The sequence below is a fragment of the Flavobacterium qiangtangense genome (assembly GCF_042658345.1).
In the GTDB taxonomy this organism is placed as follows: domain Bacteria; phylum Bacteroidota; class Bacteroidia; order Flavobacteriales; family Flavobacteriaceae; genus Flavobacterium; species Flavobacterium qiangtangense.
Map to the genome: position 1 here is coordinate 492,797 of NZ_JBHSQB010000003.1, position 25,923 is coordinate 518,719.

The 25,923-nt window shown below is 39.5% G+C and carries 17 protein-coding genes; 6 read left to right on the forward strand and 11 right to left on the reverse strand.

The window, feature by feature from the left end:
* The first annotated feature begins 630 nt into the window (after nt 1–630).
* Nucleotides 631–2,118 (forward strand): DoxX family protein, encoded by a 1,488-nt coding sequence (locus ACFPVY_RS02300; protein ID WP_379790086.1) that lies wholly within the window; start codon nt 631–633, stop codon nt 2,116–2,118.
* Nucleotides 2,119–2,501: 383 nt separating this feature from the next.
* On the opposite strand, the gene ACFPVY_RS02305 is transcribed toward ACFPVY_RS02300, so the two are convergent.
* The 3 genes from ACFPVY_RS02305 to ACFPVY_RS02315 are packed head-to-tail and all read right to left on the reverse strand — an operon-like array spanning nt 2,502 to nt 9,510.
* On the reverse strand, nt 2,502–5,081 hold the full coding sequence (locus tag ACFPVY_RS02305; RefSeq protein WP_379790087.1) for an alpha/beta hydrolase family protein: 2,580 nt from the start codon (nt 5,079–5,081) through the stop codon (nt 2,502–2,504).
* Nucleotide 5,082: 1 nt separating this feature from the next.
* A complete protein-coding gene (locus tag ACFPVY_RS02310; RefSeq protein ID WP_379790088.1) occupies nt 5,083–6,465 on the reverse strand; it encodes a RagB/SusD family nutrient uptake outer membrane protein in 1,383 nt (460 codons plus the stop codon).
* Nucleotides 6,466–6,483: 18 nt separating this feature from the next.
* Nucleotides 6,484–9,510 (reverse strand): SusC/RagA family TonB-linked outer membrane protein, encoded by a 3,027-nt coding sequence (locus ACFPVY_RS02315; RefSeq protein WP_379790089.1) that lies wholly within the window; start codon nt 9,508–9,510, stop codon nt 6,484–6,486.
* Between the two features lie 541 nt (nt 9,511–10,051).
* Between ACFPVY_RS02315 and ACFPVY_RS02320 the strand changes: the two genes are divergently transcribed.
* From ACFPVY_RS02320 to ACFPVY_RS02330, 3 genes are all read left to right on the forward strand, one after another.
* Nucleotides 10,052–10,318 (forward strand): helix-turn-helix domain-containing protein, encoded by a 267-nt coding sequence (locus ACFPVY_RS02320; protein ID WP_379790090.1) that lies wholly within the window; start codon nt 10,052–10,054, stop codon nt 10,316–10,318.
* A 544-nt stretch (nt 10,319–10,862) separates the two neighbouring features.
* Nucleotides 10,863–11,198 (forward strand): DUF2188 domain-containing protein, encoded by a 336-nt coding sequence (locus tag ACFPVY_RS02325; RefSeq protein WP_379790091.1) that lies wholly within the window; start codon nt 10,863–10,865, stop codon nt 11,196–11,198.
* 3 nt (nt 11,199–11,201) lie between these two features.
* A complete protein-coding gene (locus ACFPVY_RS02330; RefSeq protein ID WP_379790092.1) occupies nt 11,202–11,576 on the forward strand; it encodes a hypothetical protein in 375 nt (124 codons plus the stop codon).
* A 7-nt stretch (nt 11,577–11,583) separates the two neighbouring features.
* Here the strand turns inward: ACFPVY_RS02330 and ACFPVY_RS02335 are convergent, their stop codons facing one another.
* The 8 genes from ACFPVY_RS02335 to ACFPVY_RS02370 form a co-directional block, all read right to left on the reverse strand.
* A complete protein-coding gene (locus ACFPVY_RS02335; protein ID WP_379790093.1) occupies nt 11,584–12,564 on the reverse strand; it encodes a hypothetical protein in 981 nt (326 codons plus the stop codon).
* 812 nt (nt 12,565–13,376) lie between these two features.
* A complete protein-coding gene (locus ACFPVY_RS02340) occupies nt 13,377–15,278 on the reverse strand; it encodes a UvrD-helicase domain-containing protein (RefSeq protein WP_379790094.1) in 1,902 nt (633 codons plus the stop codon).
* A gap of 3 nt (nt 15,279–15,281) precedes the next feature.
* Complete coding sequence (locus tag ACFPVY_RS02345; RefSeq protein WP_379790095.1) at nt 15,282–17,606, reverse strand: ATP-dependent nuclease; 2,325 nt, start codon at nt 17,604–17,606, stop codon at nt 15,282–15,284.
* Between the two features lie 359 nt (nt 17,607–17,965).
* The gene (locus ACFPVY_RS02350) at nt 17,966–18,838 is read right to left on the reverse strand and encodes a GmrSD restriction endonuclease domain-containing protein (protein ID WP_379790096.1); all 873 of its coding nucleotides are present in this window, start codon (nt 18,836–18,838) and stop codon (nt 17,966–17,968) included.
* 186 nt (nt 18,839–19,024) lie between these two features.
* Nucleotides 19,025–20,026, reverse strand: coding sequence for a DUF262 domain-containing protein (locus ACFPVY_RS02355; RefSeq protein ID WP_379790098.1), 1,002 nt, complete (start codon nt 20,024–20,026; stop codon nt 19,025–19,027).
* Nucleotides 20,027–20,062: 36 nt separating this feature from the next.
* Nucleotides 20,063–21,715, reverse strand: coding sequence for an N-6 DNA methylase (locus ACFPVY_RS02360; protein WP_379790100.1), 1,653 nt, complete (start codon nt 21,713–21,715; stop codon nt 20,063–20,065).
* Between the two features lie 3 nt (nt 21,716–21,718).
* Nucleotides 21,719–24,793 carry an Eco57I restriction-modification methylase domain-containing protein gene (locus ACFPVY_RS02365; protein WP_379790101.1) on the reverse strand — a complete coding sequence of 1,025 codons (3,075 nt, stop codon included), beginning with the start codon at nt 24,791–24,793 and terminating at the stop codon, nt 21,719–21,721.
* Between the two features lie 91 nt (nt 24,794–24,884).
* Nucleotides 24,885–25,076 carry a helix-turn-helix domain-containing protein gene (locus tag ACFPVY_RS02370; protein ID WP_379790102.1) on the reverse strand — a complete coding sequence of 64 codons (192 nt, stop codon included), beginning with the start codon at nt 25,074–25,076 and terminating at the stop codon, nt 24,885–24,887.
* 282 nt (nt 25,077–25,358) lie between these two features.
* On the opposite strand from ACFPVY_RS02370, the gene ACFPVY_RS02375 reads away from it, so the two are divergent.
* Nucleotides 25,359–25,604: a DNA-binding protein gene (locus ACFPVY_RS02375; protein ID WP_379790103.1), complete on the forward strand. Its 246-nt coding sequence runs from the start codon at nt 25,359–25,361 to the stop codon at nt 25,602–25,604.
* A gap of 68 nt (nt 25,605–25,672) precedes the next feature.
* Complete coding sequence (locus ACFPVY_RS02380; protein ID WP_379790104.1) at nt 25,673–25,915, forward strand: hypothetical protein; 243 nt, start codon at nt 25,673–25,675, stop codon at nt 25,913–25,915.
* The last annotated feature ends 8 nt before the right edge of the window (nt 25,916–25,923 follow it).

Consider the following 25,923-nt stretch of genomic DNA (forward strand, 5'->3'; position numbering starts at 1 on the left):
GATTTCGTGGCACAGGTGCCGGAAATAGTTTGGGATCGCAAGGCAAAGTTGCGAAGGTTAGGGAACAGCTAAAGCCAATGGATGCCAATTGATCATGACGTTTTTTTAAAATTTAACATTGTTGGTGGCAAGCCTGCCAATAATGCGACCCCTATAAGAAATCAATTCGGAAATGACCTCGTGCAGCGCCGGTAAGCGGCCCGATGTCAATTGGCAGGCATGGGCAAAGGCAATGATAATTTCAGCTGGGACTTTCACTTTGTCATTATTTGCTGGAACAGGCAGTGGGGCAGCGATAATTTTATAGGGAATCTATCTGTCGATTTTGATATCTGGCATCCGTTTGCAAAGTCTCGTTAGCTTGTCGCTTTTGCCTCCCGGAGGCCGCAACCATGGCATAAAGACAAATATATCTTATTGGTTAAAGTATTGGTAATTAAATGATTATAAAATAGCTCGTTTTACCTATATATTGGCCCGTTTTCGCTACGTCATATCAATTTTAGGAGTCTAACTTTGACATTAAAATAAATAACAATTTGATTATTAGTGTACTAGCAAAAGGAGCTTGTCTTTGTATTTTGCCTAGGATTTCAGAGTGATAGTCAAAATTGGCTTAAATAAAGCATCATGAAATTAGCAGTGTCAACAAGGGAAAGAATAATAATTGCAGTATGTCTGTCATACATGTTGCTGTTTGTCTATGCTGCTGTCAGCAAGCTGGCAGACTATCAGGTGTTTCTCCGCCAGCTGGGAATGTCGCCTGTGCTTACCAGCCACGCTTCGTGGCTGGCTTGGGTTGTACCTGCTGCCGAGATTTTGCTTTCCTTGCTGCTTGCGTTTCGCAGGACCAGAACTGCCGGACTGTTCGGGTGCCTCTGCCTCATGGCCTCTTTCACGATGTACATTTACCTCATTCTAAACCATGCGTCCCATGTGCCGTGCTCCTGCGGGGGCATACTTGAAAAGATGGGGTGGATCGAGCACTTCTACTTTAACCTTGCTTTCATGATATTGGCGCTTCTGGCCCTGATTCTTGATGCCCCGCAAGACAGCCAGTTCAATATCATGAAAGGCTTTCAACTGCTAATCTTACTGGGGGGTGTTATGCTAAGTTCAGGCCTTACGCTGTCACTTTTCATAATTTCCGAGCGAATCGTGCATTATGAAAATCGCTTCGAGAGGAGGTATCCGCATCCTGCAGTATCAGAAATTGCAAGGGAACCGCTGCCGCACAACAGCTATTACGTTGCCGGATTTTCCAAATCTCGTGTCTATCTGGGCAACGTGACTGCGCCGCTGCACGTGATTTCCTGCAGTTACAAGCTCAAAGATTTCGAATCTTACGAAATTAAGCTGGATACAGCCGGGATGAGTTTCAGCACAGCGCAGGTGCGCGTCCAGGATGATAAATTCTATCTGTACAATGGCACCGTTCCGTACGTTTTTGACGGAAGCGTCAGGGACTGGCTTGCCGTGAGAAGCGAAGGTAACCCCAAGCGTTTCACGCTGGCGGAAATTATGGGCAAGGAAATGGCAGTGCGTACATTTTCCGAAAGCGGGGAGCATATCTTAGGTGTCCAGCGGCTTTCTTCTGAAGCGGCGCCCCGCTATAATGAGGCAATGCTGCATAAGCAGGCCGATGGAATATTTGATACCGACGGCGTGCTGCTCTCCGGGGACGGGAAATTCGTGTACCTGTACTATTACCGCAATGAGTTTCTGGTTTCGGACGCTTCCCTAAAGATTGCGCTTAGGGGAAACACCATAGATACGACCAGTCGCGCGCAGGTTACCATTGCCGAAACATGGCAGGGCCTGAGACAGATGGGGCAGGCGCCGCTTCTTGTCAATCGGAGGGCTGCGCTTGAGGGCAGCTACCTTTTCGTGAATTCCCAGCTTCCCGGAAAGGGTGATTTTGGAAAGCTCTGGAAGCAGGCCAGCATAATAGACGTGTATGACATACGTGACGGCTCCTACCGCTTCAGTTTTCCGCTCTACGATATTGATGGACAGAAGCTGGAAAGCTTTAGGATTATCCGCAACCATATATTTCTCATCAATGAAAAATGGATCGTTCGCTATGACCTTGAGAAAGGGCTGGTGGACGGACCTTAAATATACCAAGGCCTGGTACAGGGATCTGATCGAAAACCTGAAATAGAGTAGATCGCAACCATTAAATTTTTTTATCATGAAAAGTTCCATTTTAAAATTGATCCTGCCGGTCGCAGCGTTTGCACTGGCATCGGCAGCCGCGGTAGGCACTTCAAAGGGAGATGATGCTGCCGCTCTGTTTCGCGGACACCGCTTGACGGGAAATCCGTCACAGCCCTGTGAATATGTCAAGATGTGTTCTGATGTCCCAGGGCAGATCTGTACGGTAAACGGTACGCCGACCGGACAGAGGCTATGGCGCCAGGCGGCTGAAGGAAGTCCCTGCAACATTACGGTTTACGAACCATAAGTTAATTAAGACGGCTCCCAAGGGGAGCCGTTTCTTATTTGATCCAGTCTGTCTCAGATCCTTTGAGATAATGGTCGAACCACTGCTGCATGCGCAGTGTCAGGTCCCTGCTGGAGTCCCCACCGAAAAAGGAATGGTCCTCATTGGGATAGACCAGCATCGTGCAGGGCTTGCCGAGCCTGCGCAGTGCCAGGTGCATGGCATAGGATTGTGCAGGTTGCACCTGCCGGTCTTCCGCTCCAGTCCAGATCAGAAGGGGCGTCTGAATCTTAGCTGCCGAGAGGACCGGGGAATTCTCAAGATAGTTATCGAGATCTTCGAAAAGGCTCTTGCCGATGCGGGACTGACCGTTTTCGTAGCGCCAGAAATTGGGCATAGCGTTGTTCGTATTTACGCTAAGATACCAGCTGACCGCGTCCGACATGCCGGCACCCATAACAGCGGCCTTAAAGCGGCTGGAGTAGCCGATAACGGCCGCGGTCTCATACCCGCCAAAGGAATGGCCCACTAGACCGAGCCTTGCCGGGTCGACAGGGTAATCTGAAATGACCCTGTCCAGTACGGCATTCAGGCTCTCGGCCGCATCCTTGCCCGGGTTCCCGATTCCGTGGCGGATGTCGGGCAGGAGCACAAAGTAGCCACTGGTGACAAGATTGGCGACATTGAACCCCGCGCCGTTATGAAGGCTTGGCAGGTGGGTCTTGTGTAGCTTATCACTCTGGATCTCGTAGATGTGGGCGACCAGCGGATGCTTCTGCTGATCGTCGGCACTGTCCGGGCAGTAGAGTATGCCGCGCATTTCCTGTCCCCTCACGTCATATTTCACGAGTCGCGCTTTTCCCCATGCATACGCTTTCTGGTGCGGGTTGCTGCTGAAGAGGGTTTCCCGCTTGTTATTTCGCAAGAGGTTTATGCTGGCCGGAACCGAAAAAGATTGCGTTACATAGGCGACACTGCGGTATTTGCTGTCGGTAACCAGATTGGAATGGCCCAGCGGACCGAACGCAATATCTTTTACCGTACGGTTTGGGAAGAGGACTGAATAGCCCGTGCTGCTGCCGTCAACGCTGCTGGTCTGCAGTATGATGGGCTGTGACAGATCAAAAGAAGGCAGGAAGAAGGTGGAATAATTTTTGCCGTCAGGGTTGATTTTTTGGGGCAGGTGGTAGGCCATTCCCTTTTCCCGCCCGAATGTCAGCCTCGTCTTTTTGCCGTCTGAAGTGCTTACTTTCCAGAGGTCGGTTCCGTCGGTGAGCACCAGGTACTTTCCAGTTGTATCGGAAAAAGGCGTCTGTTGTGCTTCCAGCCTTTCGTGTGGCTGCATAGGGGCGATTATGCCGCAGTCCAGCACAGCGCCGCTGTCCGGATTGAAAACCTTCCAGCCGTTTTCCTTATACAGGATCTTGTCGGTGGCGACCAGAGGATAGAAGGAGTCCGCGGCTATCTTGGAAAGCCACTTGCTTTTCTTTCCGGTTCTTGCATCCAACAGATACAGATCGGAAGGGCCTTCAAATTTGTAGTGGGGTTCGTAAGCCAGCCTATCCCATACGATAGCGAAATCTTTATTGCCGGTCAATGCTGCACTGGGCGTGTCGGTATCCGACAAGAGGAATGCCTTGCCGGTATTCAGATCCCAGCAGGCCAGCAGGTATTGCGGTACTGCGTCTCGCAGCCGCTGGAGCGGATATACGAGCTTGTCCGCGGAATTCCAGATTTCTACGATGCTGTCTTTTTGCTTATGGGCTGTTGCTGCACCCACGGTGAGAAAGAAAGCGGCTTTTCCGTCCTCGCGGACTGACAGCTCCGTCGCATCGATGGTGGCAATATGCCTTTTACCTGAAAGCAGACCGGTTGTACCCCCTTCAAATGCAGTGGTGCTGCCTGTCGCGGTATCGAGGAGGTAGAGCCTGTCTGCGCCGTCTGCCTTTCCGGATTTCGCAAATGCGGCAAACCTGCCTTTCGGATCCCACGCGGGGAGTTCCAGCGTACCGGCGGCTGTGGCAACCTTGGTCAGTTTCAGGTCGGAAAGCCGCAGGACGAGGCCTTCTGCATTTTCCCCGCTTTCTATAACGAGGGCCATCCGGCTTTTTTCGGGGTTGCTTTTCCAAGTCCTTACATTCTTGAGGGCAAGCTTCTCGGTGCCGGACAGGCTTATGAACGAAAGATCAGACAGTCCATCCTGTGCTTCAGAACGCAAGAGCAGGAGGTTGTGGTCGCCAAGGATTTCGTAGGACCGTACCGGGCCGACCTTTGCCTGTTTGCTGTCTTTAAGATCTATAAGCGTTACCATATGGTCGCGCGTAAGATAGGCGAAGCCGGACTCGCCGATAAAATTTTCTTTTGAGGTTCCTGCCAGCTTGAGGATCTTATGGCCTCCAGAGGCCTCGGCGACATACAGGGTATCTACTCCATCTTCATACCGCATCCGCCAGCTGACATGGGTACCTGCAACATTCATAGTTCCCATTTCGAGCGATCCCCAAAGGGCGTAATCTTTGGGTTCCAGTATTTTTTTTGGGTTATCCTGCCCCAAGACGGGGCAGGAACTACTACTAACCAACCCAAAAAGCAGGGAAAATAGTCCCGCTCTTATATTTTTATGCCAATTTTTCATCTTAATAGCCGGGATTTTGAGAACCTAGGTTCGGGTTGCGTACGAGTTCATTTTCAGGAATGGGAAGCAGGACATCGGTGCTTTGCCAGTTGGGCTTTACGGGACCCAATACCGCGTCTGCAGCTCCGTAGCGCTTGAGGTCAAAAAAGCGGTGTCCTGCTTCCGTGAATAATTCCACGCGCCTTTCCTGGAGGATGGCGTCAAGGAGTTCCGGTTGCGATGCTGCAGTCGTAACTGGAAGTCCGGCGCGAAGCCTGATGGCGTTCAGGTCGTCTTTTGCAGCGCTCAATTCTCCCTGGCGCGCACGCGCTTCCGCACGGATCAGGTAGAGTTCGGCGGTACGCAGGAGGATGGAGTTCTCGGTAGAGGAACTTCCGGGCCCCTGCTGCCGGTACTTATAGGCGTGGTACCACGTCTGGTTTTCGCCAGGCACTGCCTTGACCCATTCGGTACGCCTGGCATCTCCCGGCTCGAAGGCATCTGTCAGTCCTTGCGATAGCGCCACGTTTGGGGGCGGCGCGGTCACGAAAATAAAGGTCAGTGCCTCGAGGGAATTTCCGTTACCCGCTTCAGGCTGCAACTGCCAGATTGTTTCCGGACTCGTGTTCAGAAACACTTGGCCAAGATCCGGGTTAAGGGAGAACAGGGCCGCATTGTTGAGCAGCGCAGATGCGGCATTGGAGGCTGCCGCATAATCGCCTGCATAAAGGTAGGTCCGTGCCAGCAGGGCGTAAGCGGTCCATCTGTTGGGCTTGCTTCGGCTGAACGTGAGGTCTGTTTCCGGCAGCAAAAGCAATGCCTGCTCCAAGTCTTCAATGGCCTTGGCGTAAACAGTGGCTATAGGCTGGCGGGATACGGCGGAATTGACAGCATGGTCGGTGGTGGTGACATACGGGATGTCGCCATAAAGCCCGGCAAGATAGAAGTGGAGCCAGGCGCGCAGGAAAAGCGCTTCGCCCTGGAGGCGGTCTTTTTCCTGCTGCGGAATGGGAGAAAGGCTTCCCGTGCTTTCGATTACGGCATTGGTGGCGTAGATCTGGGCGTAGCTTTCATTCCAATAGGAATTTACCTGCAGGTCCGTTGGAAGCACCGTATTGGAAAAGAAGAATGCCGCGCTATTGCCGGCAAGGCCATAATAGTCCAGCTCGTCGGCATAGCCCCCCATCAGGCAGGCGATGCCTGTCGGGCTTCCGGAAAGCGGCCCGTTGTCTCGGACAGAGGCGTAGATGTGGGCCATGGCGGCATTTGCCGTGGCCGTAGTCTGGAATACGGCTTCCGAGGTAAGCTGTGATGCGGGCATGTCCACGTCCACAAAGCTATCGCACCCGGTGAGCAGCGGCAGCAGTCCTGCTGCCAGCAGCTTGAAATAAAGTAGCGGTTTCATATGATATTGATTAAATGATTATAAGGTCAGGTTGAGCCCTGCGGTTACGATGCGCAGGGGCGGGGTAAAGCCCAATGCGGTAAATTCGGGATCGGCCCCGCGGTAGGACGTAAATGTCAAGAGGTTCTGTGCCTGTATGGACAGCTTGATGGCCGCGCCGCCTGTCCAGCTTTTGGGAAGGTCCCAGGCGAGCGAAATATTTTTCAGGCGGATGAACGAGGCGTCGCTGATGGCCGCGTCGCTGGCAATGTACCTTGAAAAGGGCAGCAGGGCCGCAGGGTTTGCTCCTGAGGTGTAGGCCTGATAGGGTCCGGCATCGCCGGACTGCGTCCAGTGTTCCGCTACTTCGGAAGGCTGGTTGATCATCGTGCCCGGCTGGCCGAAAGCCGCAATGGAATTGTAGTTTTCCTGCTTCACGAACTGGAATAAGAAGTCCAGCTGGAACGAGCGGTAGCGCAACTGGTTGCGGAGGCCTCCGTAGTATTTAGGGTTCAGGTCTTTTACCGTCTGGCGGTCGTCAGGCGATGAAATGACGCCGTCGCCGTTGGTATCCTCAAAGGTATAGGTTCCGGTTTCCGGATCCAGTCCCGTGTAGTGAAATACCTTGACGATGTTCAGGGGCTGTCCGATGACGTAGCGGTTGGCATAGCTCGAGCCTTCAAGCCCCGGAAAAGAGAGCAGCCGGTTTCGGGAGGCCGAAAAGTTGATATCGGCAGTCCACGAAAAGCTTTCGGTCTGGACGATGGAAGATCGGAGCGTCAATTCTACTCCGGAATTTTCCACAGTCGCGTCCAGGTTCGCCTGCAGGGACGGAAATCCGGTGGTGGCCGGCAGCGGGATGCCTACGAGCTGGCTCGACGAGCGGTTGCGGTACCAAGCCCAGGTCAGGTAGATCCGGTCGCTTAGGAATCCGGTTTCCAGGGCAACTTCCAGCTTCTTATTTTCTTCCCATCCGAAATTGGGATTGAAGAGGCGCGTAGGCTGCAGGGAGGTAATTCCTCCGTAATTGGTTCCGGTTACGGAGTAGGTGTTCAGGTACTGGTAGTTGCCGATCTGGTCGTTGCCAGACGTTCCATAGCTGGCGCGCAGCTTTCCGAAACTGAAGATGCCGTTGTCCTGCATCCAGCGCTCGCCTGTAAAAATCCAGGCGGCGCCGACGGCTCCGAAATTGGCAAACTGCCTTCCCGGCCCGAACCGGCTCGAGCCGTCGCGCCTGCCCGTAAGGTTGAGCAGGAACCTGCCGTCCCAGTTCAGGTTGGCGCGGCCGAAGAATGCCTGGTATCTGTATTCGGATGCATCATCGAGCATTACTTTGGAGAACGATGCCGAAGCCATGCTGTAGATCAGGCTGTTGGAGGGAAAGCCGCTGCCGAGCTGTGCCAGCTGCGCGCCGTCCTGCTTCTGGAAGGTGCTTCCTGCCAGTAGTTCGAGGCGCGCTTTTCCAAGCTCCTTTTTCCACTGCAGCTGGGGTTCTACGATCCAAGACTGGCGGGAGGAACGGCTGGCATAGATCGAGGAAAATTCGGGACCGAAGCCATAGGAGGGATCGTAGATGGTATGGGGGGTCGTGCTGGACTCGCGGTGCTCCAGGCTGGTATAACCGAGGTTGGCTTTGGCCTCCAGTCCCATGGGAAGCCGGTAGGACAGGACCATATTGGAAACCAGGTCGTCGGTATGGGCCAGCGAGCGGCCGTTCAAGACGGCAATCGGATTGCTGAAGGTGCCGTTTTCCCAATTCAGCGCGCCTGTTTCGGTATAGAGGGAAGGGGCGTTGGGCGGGGTGCTCCAGGCGGCGGCGGTCAGGTCCTGCGAAGGCTGGCCGTTGTCCTGCAGGGTGTAGCCGGCCGTGAAGCTCATGGCAAACTTCTGGTCTTTGGACGCGTGGTTGATGCTGGCGCGCAGGCTGCGTTTCTTGTATTCGAAATCCCCGGGGAAGACGGTGGTCTCCCTGCTGAAGTTGCCGCTGATAAGGAACTGGGTCTGTTCGCTCCCTCCCGAAAGTGACAGGTTGCTGCTGGTAAAGGAGGCAGTTCCCCCCAGCAGTTCTTCCTGCCAGTCGGTGTAGCGGTTGGGATCCCACGTGCCGTTGATATCATAGGCGAAGGAAGGGTATTCGGTGATGCCGTCATTGGCGAAGGCCTCGGCGCGCATCGCCAGGTATTGCCGGGTGTCCATAAGCTTCATGAAGCGCGTCACGCCTCCCGCACCTTGGCTGATGCTGGCGCTGAAGCTCGTCTTGCCCAGTTTTCCTTTTTTGGTGGTAACTAGTACCACGCCGTTGGCGCCCCGCGACCCATAGATGGCCGTGGCGTCCGCGTCTTTTAGTACTTCCAGGCTTTCGATGTCGCCGGGATTGATGTTGTTCAGCGGGCTGGTTACCGTGGGATGGATGGTGTTGCTCGGGCCGGTGCCTATGGATTCGGACGAATAGGGTACCCCGTCGATGATGTAAAGGGGCGCATTTCCGTCGCTCCTCAGGCTGTTGGTGCCCCGGATCTGGACAGTGAAGCCGCCTCCGGCAGTACCGGTGGTCTGCGTGATGCTGACCCCGGCCATCCTGCCCTGCATGGCGGCAAGGGCATTGGCCGTAGGCTGGGTGGCGATGTCTTTGGCACTGATGCTGGCGATGCTCCCGGTGCGCTCCTTGTCTTTTACGGTATAGTAGCCTGCATTAATGGTGATCTCCTGGAGCTGGCGGCTGTCTGCTTGCAGGACAGCATCGATGGTGCTTTGGTTTGCAATTGGGATTTCTTGAATTGCATAGCCAAGGTAGGAAAACACGAGGGTATCGGTTTCGTTGGCTTCTATCTGATAGGTGCCGTCCGAGCCGGTCATCGTGGCAGTGGCTTTTCCTTTTACGGAAACGGTGACGCCGGGAAGCGTGCCCGAAACGTCGGAGACGGTGCCGGTAATGGTTTTGGACTGCTGGATATAGGAGGCGTGTGCCTTGGTTCCGGCATGTGCTGGCGGGTGAAGCAGCGGTGCGATTAGAAAAATAAGGCACCAAAAAGCGTTCCTGCCCTTGAGAAATGAAATAGTTTTCATAATTTTGGGTGGTTTAGTGAGACAAATGTTTTGCTGGTCTGGTCCTCTAGCTGTTTTCGACGACGGGTTAGAGGGCTTTTTTTTGTTTTGTATAATTTTAGGGCATAGGCAAATTGTTTTTATTTAAGGAAAGCGCGCTACCATTGCCTGTTGCACACAGGTGCAGGGAGTGCATTTTCGAACTAACTCATTTCCGAAATCGTTTGCGAACTATACTAAAAAAAAGAAGAAGGCCTTGAAATAGCTGGGAGTGCCTTGGTTAATGGCCATAAAAAAGGCGCGGAACTCAGCTTACTGCATCAGAGGTACTGGTATACCGTGCAACAATAAGTGAGCCCACGCCTAGGTCGTGAGCATCTTACTTATCCTCTCGTTGCTTAAAAATTACCAGTTTTCTGATACGAGAATCAAAGCGAAAGCCTCAAATATTTTATATGAAGAATCGCAAATTTAAGAAAATAATGACAAATATAAATAAAATATTTTACAAAGCCATATATATGTTGCCTTTTTTCATTGCATAAATCTCGACTTTTATCAAATGGATAAGCCAATCTTTTTAGCAGAGCGAAAACTATTAGGAAAAAGAATTACGCAATTACGAAATAATTGTTTTGATGAAAAAACTGGTAAGAAAATTTCTCAAGAAGAATTAGCCTTAAGACTTGGGTTGGCGAAAAATCATATTGGACTAATAGAGCGTGGACAAACAAACACAACAGTGGATGTTTTGTATGGAATTGCCAGAGAATTTAGTGTAGAAATTATAGAATTGTTTAATTTTAGTAAATTAAAAAAAGATGCTTAGGCGTCTTTTTTTAATTTACTAAAATTTTTTAAGGATAGTGAAGTAAAGACATTTAATAATATTAAGGACGATTTCCACTAAGCAAAACAGAAGCAGTTGCTATTTTTTTAAATATTAAGAAAGTAACATATCCGTCAGATTCGTTGAGCTCTGAAGAAAGCATTTTATCTACAGGATGATTGAAAGCCGTTCACAGCGATCATCTGGTTTGAAATTCGCCACAAGGGATTATAACGTTTGAACTTAAAATTTGCTCGAGTGCATCAAATAGCGCCGAAAACTTTAGGGCTTGCTTGTAATTCACTTATTTCCTTCTTCTCCAACACCAAACAGATCGAAAAATTCATTCGTAACGGATTTTTAGGTGTTGCTGGTAAATCATCTTTTAGTAAAGATTTCGCTAAAGGCTTGATTCAAAAGAGTATTCTGTTAATTTTATAGAGTAACATTATACCTGAGGAATTTCTAATTGCTACATATAGACGAGATAAAATCCATTAACTTTATTAATATAAATTCAGTACATTTGATTAAATAGAAATTTATGAGTAAACTTAAAAATTATCATGTTTTAAAAAGTTCTGATGGATGGATTGCAAAGGCATCAGCTAACATCGAAGTTCGAGGAACTACAAGAGCCGAAGTTGTTAAAAAAACTACCGATTTAGCTAAAAAAGAACCTGCTGCTACTGTCCACATACATACTTCGGAAGGTACTGTCCAATACGCCAGAACATACGTTCAGGGCGCTGGACAAATATCAAAGACAACTGCAAATTTCAGAGCTGCTATAAAAAATAGAAACAACAATTTACATTCTAAACATTCAAAAAGGCGTAGAAAAGACGACACAGATGACAATGGACCACTAAAATATTAGAAAATGAAAATTGAAGATTATAAAAAAGCTAAAGATAATTTAACGAAACTTACAAGTGATCTCGCGAGACAATTAGCTTTCGCCGGAATTGCTGTCATATGGTTGTTTAAGTTGGAGAATAACAAGGGGCATATTTTTCCAGAAGAACTAGTGCGCCCTCTCGAATTTTTAGTACTTGGACTTATTTTTGATTTATTACAGTACTTATTCTTAGCGGGAGCACATATTATACGTTATAGAAAAAATGAAAAAAGTGTTATTATGCTAGAAAATCCTAAATGGATTCCAGATGTTGGTTATGTATTTTGGATTGTGAAAATAGTATTTTTCATGATCGCTTATATTCAGATATTTAGTTTTTTAAGTTCTAAAATTTAAATTACATTTAAGATTTTTCATTAGTTTTTCTGTTGACGATCTCTATTCGTTTTATATTTTTTATACCCATTATTTTTTCAAATGCAATTGATAACATTATACCAATCGTAAAATTATCTATTACGAAACGATGAAAAAATACAATGATATTTGTTAGCGTAGATGCTGGAATTAGATTACCAGAAGTTGTAATATTTAAACAGTGAGGTATAAGATATTCATATTTCCATATCTTATTATTTAAAATCGCAAGTAGCTTCTTATTATATATTTCAATTTTTTGATTTTTTTGAATTTTTAGCGACCGAAAAAATTGCTTAAGATTTAAATCCATAAATTCAATATCTAGAGAATTAAAGGTTACAAATCTTGCAGATCTATCAGATCCTTTCGAAAAATTAATAGTATAGTTAAAATCTTCCCGTTCCTTACGGGGCCTAGGAAGAACACTAGCATGTAGCTTAATATTAGGAGTCGATGATCTCTGCATAAAAACAGTGTAGCCATTCATATAATATAACTTACCAAAAGATAAACTATCTAAGCTGATCTTGCTCAAATTCTCACTTGATAAAGAATCTATAAACAAAATTTGACGCTTTTGCTCCAATGGATGAAATTCATTTTTTATATCTTCTATATATTTTTTTTTGGTTCTTTCTTTAAGCTCTTTATTAATAATAAAATCGTCCGGATTATTATTTAAGATTGTAAAGTACACAAATGGCATAAATATAATTTGAAGAAAAGAGAACCAAAGAACAGCTATGGTTAATTTACCACTTTTAGTTATATATACTACTACTGCACCTACAATTAGCGACAAGATAAGCAAACCCTGAAAAATTACTACAGATTCTTTATCAGAGAGCATCAAACATATTAGATACAAAGAACCGATTGGAAGAAATGCGTACTTTATTAAGCCTGTGTTTAAAAATAACAAAACTTCCGCGCGAGTTCTGGAAAATGAGAATTTTATTTTCATGCGTGAATTTTTTCAGCAATAATATGAATTTATCTGCTTAAAAAACGCTTTCTCCAAAAAAAATCTCACGCTTAAATCTCCATCTCCATCAGAATTTAGTAAATAATAAGTTCTTAGTTTGGAATCATTTGTTTCTACTCGATACCATTTTTTTAAGAAACTCAGATAACGCTAGAATAAATAAACATACAGTTGTTACCCTTTGAACTATTATGAAAATTGAAATCGTAAGTTGCTGCGAGAGGAATAGATTTGTCAATCAATTTTTGTAAATTCCTGTTTTCGCACACTATTCTGTTTTTTGATGAAAAGCATCAGAAAGATAATTTTCGCAAAAGGGGACATATCCAAAAGAATGAGTGTTGCTGTATTTTCGGATTGCAGAAAGCTCTAGTTTTTTATGATATACTCCATACGTTGAGAATAAGTAATTTTCGTACGACGAATAAGTTTCTTCTACGGCCTCAAGAAAAATAACTTCCGGATTTAGTTTCTTGATAATTTTACGTAACCCATCAGCGTTACTTTTTCAAATCTCCTGATGTATTGTACTAATAAAAATAATGTTGTGCATAAGTTTCTGCTTATTTCATGTAAGTCAGTCACGTCATTTTCAACTTTGCACAACTTATATATACTTTATAGAGCATGTCTACCTCATGATAGAGGTATATACACTACGTAATTAAGCACAATGTTTTACAAATGAAAGACCAAGGATTTGAAAAAGTTAAGGATGAATTTTCTCTTAACTTTATTCTTTATTTGGGTAGCATTTCTAATTCGAAATCATTGTTTAAATAGAATCATAATCAAGAAATATCTAATTCTGTTTTAATAGATGCTCTTTCGAAAATTCCCGTTTTTATAACTGCTTTTTTAGCAGCTTCAGCATTATTAGTAAATAAGATTACAGCCAAATCTGTCAAGGCTCGAGAGCAGCAAACATAGAATAGCCTGCGTGTTCTATCCAATGACGTTTCTCTCCCGCCAGCAGCATTTTCAGTATCATTATCAGAAGGTGATCTAATACCTAAAAGCTTTTCATAAGAGTAAGAAGTAGATCGTCTCCCTTCTTCATCATCTAAAATAACTGCTACTCGATTAAATTCAGCTCCCTTAATACTGTGTTGAGTCGAAAATGGAGATTCTTCGTTTATGTATTTATCATATCCCCAAATTTGTATAACAGGACAATTAAAAAACCTACCTATTACCTGATCTGTTATCCTTGTCTCTTGATCCTCTAGAGCATCTGTTGAAGTTTTAGTTAATCTTGATTTAAGTCGCTCATCAAGAAAGATTAAGTTCTTAGAAGTCAAATAGGTAAGAAGGTCTAATACTTTAGCTGTGCTTCCAGCTTTCAGAAAATTTTCAATTGCTTGTACGTGAACTTTCAATTCAGATAATACTTTACTTGGCTCTATGCCTGTTGCTGTGAGATAATTTTTTTGTAAGAGTGGACAATATTGACGAAGCAAATCCACTACCTTAAAATTATCAGCATTTCTATAAGCTTTAATTAAAGGTAGAATATATTTTAGAAAAGGCATAAGTGTCCATGATGTTCCTTCGCTAAAACTCATATTCAAACTGTCTGTAGAGTTATCTTTGAAAGCGGAATACAATTCAGAAAAATTTAATCGACTAGCCGCCATTCTGTGTTCGATAACAAGTACCTTCACATCTGCTTCCTTATGATCTGATATCCAATGCTGATCGTTAAGATGTTGGGCAAGATATTGGCGTACGAGATTGATTTTTTCAGATCTTTGATCATTTGCTTGCAAAATAAATATTTGTGCACTTCCGATCACTGGTTGCATTCCTTTACCAATTAATATTTTCCTTCCCCCCGTTTGTCTTAATCCATCACCCAAGGCGCGAACTTTATTTAGAACTTCTAAAACATTTTTTGAACATCTAAAATTCTCAGGTTTCCTGATTTCTTCCCATCCACTTTCAAGAGTAATAGCTCCTGAACCAGTATGATAAATTTTTTGCATTGGATCACCAAAAAAACCTAAACAAAAGTTGCTTACATTTTGTTGCACAATTTTGATTGCATTAACAAAATCAGGTATTGTATCCTGGCTTTCATCAATGAAGAAATATGGATATTTATTAGATAGTATGATTTGTAAAAGAGGATTAGCAATGATCATGGTTGGGGCCATCGAAATTACATCGCTATGACCTAGGATACCTTCCAAATATTTGCTTCCTGTCTCATAGCTAAACTCATGGACGGTGTGGATATTTTCTGCTATATGCTGATACCGGGCTGTGTCCAGGGTATTATTTGCTCTAGTTGTTTGTCGTGTTCTAGTGGTAAAAGCTAATCTTGTTTCTTGTAGTTCTTGCAGTTTAGATTGTATTTTTGCGATCACCCATTTTTTAATATCCATTTGAAAGGGTCTTATCAGTTGCCACAGGAAGCTATGAATAGTTGATACATGAAAAAAACTGTCATGACCGACATCGTCTAATATTTCTTTTTCTGCTGCAGTGGTATAGGTTATACACGCAATTTTTTTACCTTCTTGACGCAGAATGCCTCCTTCTTTTTCTTCAATAAATTTCAACGCTTTGATAAGGGATGTTGTCTTACCCGAGCCAGCTCCGGCAATCATTATAAAGCTTGTTTTTTTCATTAAACAAGACCGCAATTCAATATCAGCGGCTGTATCTGGTTTATTTATTCTTCCACTCATATTTTAGGCTTCTTTTTGCTCATTATTTACGAATGCATCTTCAGGTTTTTCGTCAACTGCCATTAATTTGGATATTACAGGAGTCTCGGACAACTGCTTTTGCAACCATTTTAAGCCAGAATCAATATACGAAGGAACATTCCATTCTTCAGGATTTTTCATCATTAACCCAAGAGCAAAATCCGTTTTAGGAAAATTGCTTACGTTCACACGTTTATACAATCTATCTTTAATTTCATCAAGTGAACGTTGATTAGTAAGGGTTATGACTCGTAATTTTAGGTCTTTCTGCGCAATTTTCTGTGTCCAATTAAGATTCTCCAATGCAAAAGTTTCTTCAATCGTTCTTCCAGATATTGTTTTAGTTTCACCTTTCCAAGTAACGTTCTGAAGAGATTGGTATGCTACATAAACTAGAGATTTAGAAGTCGCACTTGGAAGTTGGGTTTTTGTGTTTTCGTTTGCTTGAAACAATTCCGAAATTTTTGATAATTTCGGTAGCCATTTTATCAGGGTTTGGTTTGACGTTACTGCGTTAAGAGTATCAGTTGGACATTTTCCGCTTTTTTTATTGTTTTCTACACCATCGTCATCGTCATCATCATCATCATCCATCTCAATATCTTCTTCATCTTCATCTTCATCTTCATTTACAGGAGCGGTATTTAGTTCAATCGAAGTTTCATTAGTTGTAATTACAACGGCAGGATCTAATGCAGTAGGTTCCTCGGTTCCTTGCATACTATCTATATCTGTGATTATCAAACATTTTAGTCCTAAGAAATTTATTAGACTTTTAAACAGATGTGCAAATGCACCTCCAACTTCAATAATGCTAATATAAGATGCATTGAGCTCTGGGGCACTTTTACTAATCATTAATGGTAAAAGCAATCTTTCAACATTTCCTTCAACTAGAATGGCTCCATCAGCAAAGAAAAGATCACAGTGGGTTAACTTCATATATTGCTGAAGAAATTTTCTAGTCTTTTCTTTTGAATTATCATAAAATATAGAAAGGTTTAGAACGTTGGACTTTTGGTGCCCCTCAGCATCTATCTCTCTTTGAAAATATCGTATAGGCTGAAATCCACTTTCGTAAATTATATGTGGGGAGTGAGTAGAAATCACAAGTTGGCTAACAAAGAATTTTGTGGTTTCAACTTTTAAAATTACTTTACGTATTTCACGTATAAAGACCTGTTGAAGTTGCGCATGTAGATGAACTTCGGGCTCTTCAATAATTATTAGATGTAGTGGCGCACGATTTTCTTCATCATCCATCCATCTCGCATGAAAGTCTAAAATTTCAATTACCATGTAAATCAAATTCTTGAAGCCTAAACCGTTGTATTGATCAGGTAAAGCCATTAACTCAGGATCATCATTTAGAGAATAATGTAATTTAGTTTGACTTGCAATACTATCGCTATTTAGAGCAGCTTTTATAAGGAGTTTCGGGTCATTAAACCCTCTGTATCCTAGGTTATTAAGACTCTCTAAAGTTGGAGCAAAAACTTCAGATAAATGTGCGGTCAATTCCTTTTCAGAGTTATCCAAAGCACGCATTGCTTCATAATCATTTTCTTTTTTCTTAAGATTACGCTCATAGAATCGATTCATTCTCTTAGATAGATCTTCGGACCTAGCAGAATTATTATCCGTAAGATGTCTTTGAGCATTTAGAATATCAACTCTAATGATTGATTTTATTATTTTACTGCCTGGTCTGTCTGTATCATTTCCCAACGTCAGAGGTTCGTAACCTTCAATAGAATTAAAGTTACTATCAAACTGGCTAAAATCGAGGACGTAGAATTTAAATCCAAATTCTTGATTAATATTTTTTAGAAGATAATCCGAAAGTGTTTTTGGCCATGGATGATAATGCTCCTTTTTATTTGCGACTGCTTTATTTTTTGCTTCTTTATAATTTTCAAGAAGTGTGGCTACATCTTTCACGCTAAATTCAATTCTAGTACCTACAGGTGTCCCTTGCCAGTCCAAACTAGGCAAAAGATCCAGAACTCTATGTAAATCTGAACTTTGGATTTCAAACCATAAATCAAGAGAAATAGAAGGAAAGTCAGAAATTTTAATTGCAGATGTCGAATCGCCTAAACCATCAAAAATTTTCCAACAATGACTACTAAAGTCATGAAGAGAAAATTTTGCTTTTTGATCTTCTAAAAAGCGATATAAGAGATAAGTGGCTGAAGTTTTACCACTATTATTTGCTCCAACAAAAATTGATGTATCTTTGTCTAAATCAATATGAGTTTGCTTTAGTCGTCTGAAATTTTTTGCGGTAATTGATTTTAGATGCATAGAAGATAGTTAAGAATATAAAATTACTGCAAAACATCAAAGAATATACTTTATAGTATTATAATTTTTTAACAATAAATTCATTAGATATATATTACGGAATAGGGAGGCATTACGCTAGCAAGCATTTGCATGCGGTAATTAAGAATCTATTTGATTTGAGTCTTTAGTGAAAATAGAAGGCCTGAAAGAAGAAATTCTTGGTGGTAGACTGTAAACACAAATCTTTTAGCGATGCATATTATGACTTTGAATATTTATTAAAAATAGTTTTAGAGAGAATTAATTCAATGAAAAGTTAGGCTCTCTAAAACTGTAAAACAAAAATTAGCTTTTGATTTTTTTGTAGATTCAAAAAATTATTGCTCTTGATAGTCCAATGCCTGCTGAATAAAATCCATTATTTTATTTATGTCATCTATAGAACTAATACCAATTTCCACATCTCCATTGCCCCATCTTCCCAAATCAGTAACATCTTTGCAGAGCTGATCAGGATCAATTAGTTCAGAAAAGGGCATATTTAATGATAAACGTAATCTTGATTTTTGAGGAACGATATCTACAAAATTAGTAGATGTTTTATAAGCTATATATAATTTTTTATACTCTTCTTTCACTGATCCATCGAGTTCTAAAATCCTTTTTTTTATTTCCTCAAATATCGTCAGCATTTCTCCATTTAAATAGTCATAATGATCAATAGTATATTGATTAGCTTCCTGTTTTTCTACATCTTTATATAATTTGAGTTTTTCCTCAGGTACATTAGGATATTGCCATATAAGAGATGCTTTCTCCGATAACTCTGTGGCTCTGTTTTGAATGTGTGATTCATTCCATTGATCATAAGTCCTTAAATAGACATTTAAATTTAATGGAGAACTGTTAAATCCTCCTTCATGCATCTTTTTATAAGAAAATGATTTGTCGCTTAATTCGGAGTTATATCCTGTTAAGGTAAGATTACCTAGTGTATGTAGGTAAGTACTTTGCAATTCTTTCCAGTTTTCACCTAGCATTTCTTGCCACTCGGAGTTTAAATTCTGATTTTGGGGCATTATATGTTCTACTGTATATTCAGATATTGAAACCCATTCTTTACGTTTATGGTTTTCCATTTTACTTAAAAAATAACTTTTGGAACGAAAGTTATAAAGGTCTTTAACTTTTATTTCCCTCATAAATTCATTGTCAGGTGGGAAACTTTTATACCCCCCAAATAGTTGCATAGTAGAGGCAAGACTTTCTATGTATTGTTTTTTATTTATTGATTTATAAAGTATTAAAAAAGTTTTATTAAGACTATTAGTTGGTACCCCACATATAGCACGTCGGAAAACATAATTTTCGATTAGTTTTAGTACTTCAAGAAATATATCTTTCGTTATAACCTGTTTTGAAAAGTCATTATATACTTATAATAAAAAGGGATATGCAACATCAACTCTTAAAACAGATAGATTTTTAAAAGCATGCAGTAAGTTATTATCCTTTTCCTTGTGTAAAACCATATTTGCATAGTAGGAAGAATATTCGGTAATATTAGCAACAATATCTTCAATCAATAGTCCATTTGCAAAAGATTTGAAAGCATTATAAACATTATTAATATTAGGAATAGTACTAGTTTTTGCAGAAAGAAAATCTCTCATAAATCGATCGAAATGCGACACATAATCATTTCCAAAATTTTGCTCCATTGGGAACCAGTATTTTTCATAAAGTAAATTTTGTACTTTAATTTCCTGTCCCATCAGAATATAGTTTCGTATCAAATCTGCCTGAGATAAATCTAATCCTGTGGAGTTCATACTTTCAAAGATTAGCTGTGGATTATCTTTTTCCTTTTCAAGTGTTACATCCACAACAAACAAATTCATGATTCCATTATATACAGAAGTAACATTTTCACTATTTATAGTATCTACAAAGTATTGATAATTTTCAGTAATGCGTTGTGAATGTTTTTCAGGTTGTGGATGGTCATTTAATAAATTTACATATGTTTCTTTATCTTTTCGAGTTAATAGTAATTTATATCTCAAATCTCCATCTTCATCAGAATTTAGTAAATAATAATTTCTTAGTTTGGAAGCATTTGTTTCTAATTCGATATCATTTTTTTTAAGAAACTCAGATAATGCTAGAATAATTAAACATACAGTTGTTACCCTTTGTTGCCCATCAATTATTAGTAATTGAGGAACATCTGTAGTGTTATAAATACTTTCTTGAAAATAAACAACTGATCCTACAAAATGCCCGGAGGATGACTTACTAGTTCCAATTTTTAAAATATCAGAAAACAATTGTCTGCATTGAGCTAGTTGCCAGCTATAGGTCCTTTGATAAATTGGTATTACAAATTGTTTAGGGCCTTTTATCACAGATAATAAATTTGCTGAAGTTGCTTTCATATGTGCTTTTAAAAATTTTAAGTTGAAAAATTAAATTTATTTTCTGTTTTGCCTTCTATTAGACATCTTAAGCCAAATGCTCCTAAACATCTTAACCTGAGTTGGGGAAAATTTTAATTGTTTTATTAATAATTCCGCATCTATAATATCCAGGACTTCCTCAATTCTTCTTTCTCTCATAAGTTTATCAATTATGTCAAAATCTATAGCAGAATTTTCATTTAATAATGGTAAAGGGATTTCTCCTATTTCGGTAGGTTCAAAAGTTAATACGCCTCCTCCATAACTTCTACCTGTAATTTCTGAAAAAGCAAAAGTTAAGGAGTTTAGAAATGAAACTGCAATTATGTTTGGACTTATATCAGTTTTAAAACGTACACGATGAATCGTGTCTGTTGATGATGCCTCTGTTTTATTAATTATAATTTTAGGATAATCTCCAACTTGTCTCAAAGCAAATCCGTCGGGAGTATATATAGACGGAGTTATATACCATCGTTTTCTTATTCTACATTTATATCCTTTGTGAAATCCCTTAGATTCCCCAAATCTTATGTAATTTTTGCATTCTTCTGGAAGCTCGTTAAAGTCAACATCCGGCGGGAAAAATAAATATCCTTCAATATTAGCTTCTGCGTTATCTATAAAATCAGAGTTATTGAAAAATATTCCTTTAAAATGATTAGATCTGCTAACAACTTTCTTTGTGTACTTTTTAATATTCCATTCTGTAGCAGTTTTTTCATTGATCATGAAAAATTCATTAATCCCGGTTACTAATCCAACATTAGTAATCATGAAATCCCCCGCCAATCTAATTCTAGGGTCAGCTTTAACTTTTCTTAAATATTGAATTTCTTTTTCCTCTAAAAAATATTTAGTCCATTTTTCCGAATTGTGCTCTAGGACCTTGACTTGTTCTTTCTGAATAGCATTTATATCTAGATTTTTAAGTTCGTCTAAAGTATTAACCTCGACAACTCTAATCCCTTTATTATCAGTAATGTTTTTTTCGCAAAGGAGCAAAACAACTTCCTGTTGTATTTCTTTAAAAACTAACTTTTTGAATGTTACAATTGTTATTCGAGGAAAAAATTTAGATAAAAATATTCTTGTTTCAGATGCGTATTTCACTTGAAATAATTCAGCAGGAATTACCATCCCAAGTTTTCCATTTTCGTTTAGTAAATTTGATGAAAGAACAAGAAAAGGTACCCAAATATTTGTCAATTTATTTGGTTTTAGGCCTATTTCATTCATCATCTCAAACGCCTTAAGTCTATGTTCTTCAGGAAAATTTTGGTAACGGATAAAAGGAGGATTTCCTACTACAACATCAAATTTTTTGTTATTGTTTAGTTCATTTAAAAAGGTAAAAAAATCGGAGTTAATTATAGTATTTGAATTTAATCCAAAAGCTCCTGCTCTTTTTTTTGCTTTTTCTGCTTCTTGAGGCATCAATTCTACTCCTTGGATCAGACCAAGTAATTTATTTTTAGGGACATCTAATTCTAAAAATCTTTCAATAGCAGCTTCAATAAAATTTCCGTCGCCACAGCTTGGTTCTAATATATTCTGTGTAGGTTTATCGATAGCCCATCTGCAAATAAATTCAGTAATTTCTTGTGGTGTATAATATCCACCTCTAAGTTTTTTAGAATCTAATTTTTCTAAAGTTAATGTTTCCATGTATTAAATCTCCTTTAAATCTGTGGTAAAAATTTCATCTGTTAGTACTGTTTTAATATCATTTTCATCAATATCATACATTTTGTTAACAGCATGATGTAATTTTCCTTGTAACACTGAAAGCTTTCTCTGCAAAATATTTTTATTAGAATTAATGTGGGTATTATTATATAAATGTTTAGTTGTAATAATTGATTTTACAGCTGTGACAATATTATCATGTTCTTTTTTATGTAATGGATCTGAAAAATTAATTTTTTTAATCGGTATATTTTCAATGAATTGTTTCCCATGTGAATAATATGCTCCTCTGAATTCACTTGCTCCTGATTTAACCATCGCTTCAAATAAGGGGTGCGAAAGTATGGCTAAAAAATATAATGGGCTATAATCTTCGCTAGAAATTAATGAATAATATGGACCATTTCCTCCTCCGGTAAATTGTAAATTACTATTGTCAAAAATATAACTTGAACGAGTGGATAGGACTGGCCAAATCAATTTCTCATTATTATGAAATTTCGTTAAACTTTGAGACCTTCCAAATTGGTACCATCTGGGATCAGATCCATTTATACTCCTTTTTAATAAAATATCTTTAAAAATATTTAGGTATCTCCATGCTAATGGGTATTTTTTTTGAAAATAAATTTCCTCCAAAACTTGTGCTTTTTCTGAAGTCAGGATATAGGGGAAAATCATTTGTGAATTAGGTTGGACAGTATCGAACTCATCAAAAGAAAGATCAAGAAGACAAGGTTTACAAATATCTTTTTCTACTTCATATTCAATACCATTTTTAATGAATTTAAAAGTAGTCTCTGTTTGAGATGAAACTGTAAAAATATAAATCTCGTCCTTACTTGTTTGTAATCCAACAGTTATATTTGCTATTTTATTTAGCTTAATGGTATTGCTATTGTTAATTCTGTCAAAAATTGTTCTGGTATTTTTTGATAAAAATATCCATGGATTTTCAGAAAAAAAGGTTTTAGAATACTCAATATAATTTAAGTTTCCGGCTCTTAATTCGTTTTGGATATTTTTTATTCTAATAAATTTGATATTTTCCCTAGTGACTTTATCAATAATAATAATCGCGGTATATGTACTTCTGTTAGGAAAAACTTGAGTAACACCAAAGTGAATAATTTTATCAACACTTGCATTTGTTGCTAAAAGTAATCTTAGTGCTTTTCCTCCTCTAGCAATAAAAAATTTATTAGGAATTATGTAACCAACAATACCAGTTGGCTTGATTAGGCTAATTGCTCGTTCAATAAATAGGTAATATTTATCAAAACTATCAGCCTTTGCAACACTATAGCCGAATCGCTTATCTTTGTAATAACCTATTCCCTCGGCCATATATTTGACCATGTTTTGAATACGAACATATGGAGGGTTTCCAATTATAGCATCAAAACCCATATTTTTAGAAAGAAAAGGAAATTCATTGGTCCAATTAAATGGTCTTATTTTGAATAACAGTTCATTATTGTCAAGTGCCATCGGATTAAAATCAAAATATTTTTCATCAATTAATGAATTTCCATTTTTTATATTATCATCTAAAACGGGTAAAACCTTTTGATTATATTTTAAAAGAAAATTGTTTAATGAAGCCTCATTTTCATTTTCTAATAATTTTAAAAACAAACTAAATTTAGTTACTTCTACAGCATAAGGGTTTACATCAACACCATAAATATTTTGTAACAGAAATTCTTGTTTTGTTTTAAGGGTAAGATGAAATGTACCGTCAAACGTTCTATACATAATTTCATCATCATTTATTCCTTCAGCAATAAATGCCAACACAATTTTTTCAATTAGAAAATCGTATAATGATATTAAAAAAGTACCAGACCCACAGCAAATATCCGAAATTTTTAAGAGCTTAATATCGTTAGAAGTTTTATTGGTTAGGAGATTTTCAAGTGTTTCACGGATTATATTTTGAACTATAGTTTTTGGTGTTGGAACCACACCGCTTGAAACTGCTATTTCAGGTTCTTCAACTATTAAAATTTCTGTCGAGCCATTAATTATAATTTTACTACCTAAGTAACGCTCGTAAATTTGGCTTAAAATTGCAGGGTCAATAATGGCAAAATTATATGGACTTTCTGGGTAATATAGCTCATTAAAAATTCCTATTAAAATTTCTGATTTAAGATTTATGTTTAGAGAAAAATGGTCTTCAATAAAATCAAATAATCCAGAATTATATTTTTTATCTGAAACAATGAAAATTTCTTTTAGTTCATTGTAATCTTTAACGGCTTTTAAGGTTTCAAATTTTTCAATTTCTCTGTCTTCGCAAATTCTAAGAAAAATAATTCTGTTTAATAATCTCTGTATTAAAAAATTCAATTCTTCTTCAGAAAAACCAGAATTATTCTGAACAATATCTGTTGCCAGTTGGAAACGCCATTTTTCAATCTGTGACAGAAAATAATCATCAAATGTGCTTAAATTATTTTGAGTCAAAGAAAAATATTCTTCAATATAACCAGAAGAAATAGATTGAATTGAAAGTAAATCATACAGTTTGTCAAATTCCTTTAAAAAATCGGTGTAGTTAAAAACTTGATATTTTGCAATGCTAGGATCATCACTAGCATTTGGTTTATACCTACAGTCGTAAATTATAAGCTTATCAAAATTAGTTAAAATTGATATTCCTAAATTAGCATTCCAGCCATATCTTCTTACCTGAAAAGCTGATTGTCCTGACTTTTCTATATCAATAGAAACTTTTTTTGCTTCAATAAAAAGTTTTCTACTTCCTTCTAATCTTAAGGTATAATCTGGATTTTTTTTCTTTATTGATTCATTTTCTTCAACTTCAATTGATTCCTCCTGTAATACCTCTCGAAGAAATTGGGAACGATTATTCTCATTATCAACATCCCATCCAAAAGTTTTGAGTAATGGATTAATAAAATCAATACGTAACTGAGCTTCACTATATTTTGAAGTTTTATATATAGCATATTCCTTTGAAAATGCATTAACTAAAGCTTCTAGTTGTTGTTTACTCTCTTCTTTTTCTAGTATAATTTTATAAGCCATTACGTTTTTTTATTTTTGTGAAATGTATTTAATTCCCTCTCTGCTAAGTGTATTGCGTTTATAGCAAAAGCTTCATTAATTACGACTTCAATTACCTCGTCTGTGAACCAAAGAGTAGTATTTTACTAAATACTAAAACTTGTTCTTTTCTCGCTTTACGCTCTCCTCTTTCAATTTTGCTTAACATTGGAGTATCTATATCCATCTTACTTGCAACATGTCTTTGCAATAATTCAGAATTTTCTCTTAGCTGCCTAATTTTTTCCCCAAACTGGTTTGCCATTGTACATTTTTTGACTTGTCAAATATCCGCAATTACATTTCATTATTGATTAAATAACAACTGTTTTTTTTTCACAATTAGAATGTTATCATTTGTTGATAAATGTAATTACGTGCCTTATTTATATAATCTTTTTTTTCTTGAACTAGTATAGAGTATTGTTTCTAAGTAAGTTTTAATTACTATTTACAACACTTTAGTTATTTCGTTCATTTCCCAATCGTGAATTACAACCCGTCAAACTATATAATTTTGCACTATAACAATCTAAAAATTATTATTATGGTAATAGATCTTATTACCCCTGAAGATTTAAACGAATTCAGAAATCTTCTTTTGAATGATTTAAAACAACTGATTAAGCCTCAAACGCAACAGGGAAAGCAGTGGCTAAAATCTTATGAATTCCGAAAAGCGCTGAATATTTCTGCCGGCACTTTGCAAAATTTACGGATCAATGGCACACTCGCTTTTACTAAAATTGGCGGTCTTATATATTACAAATATTCGACATTGAAAAAGTCATGAATGGAAATAGTAACTAATTAAAAAACGACTTTGGAGATTTTTACTGCTTCCTGCAATGGCAAGCGGTTTTGAGCTACGGAAAGGATTTCGAGCAACTCAAAACACAACGTGCCGTTGTCCCGAGACAACTTTTAGGAATGGATTTACCATTAAGTAAAAATAAAGAAATCCCGTATGGAACAGGATTTGACAGGAAAGGCAACATGGCCATTGACCGTGTGCTGACAAATCCTGTTTATGGAGGACTTGTAAGAGTTGGACCTTTCAAGGATCTACCGGGAGGTCTTTTTATGCTATTCATGAACCGATAGTTGATAAG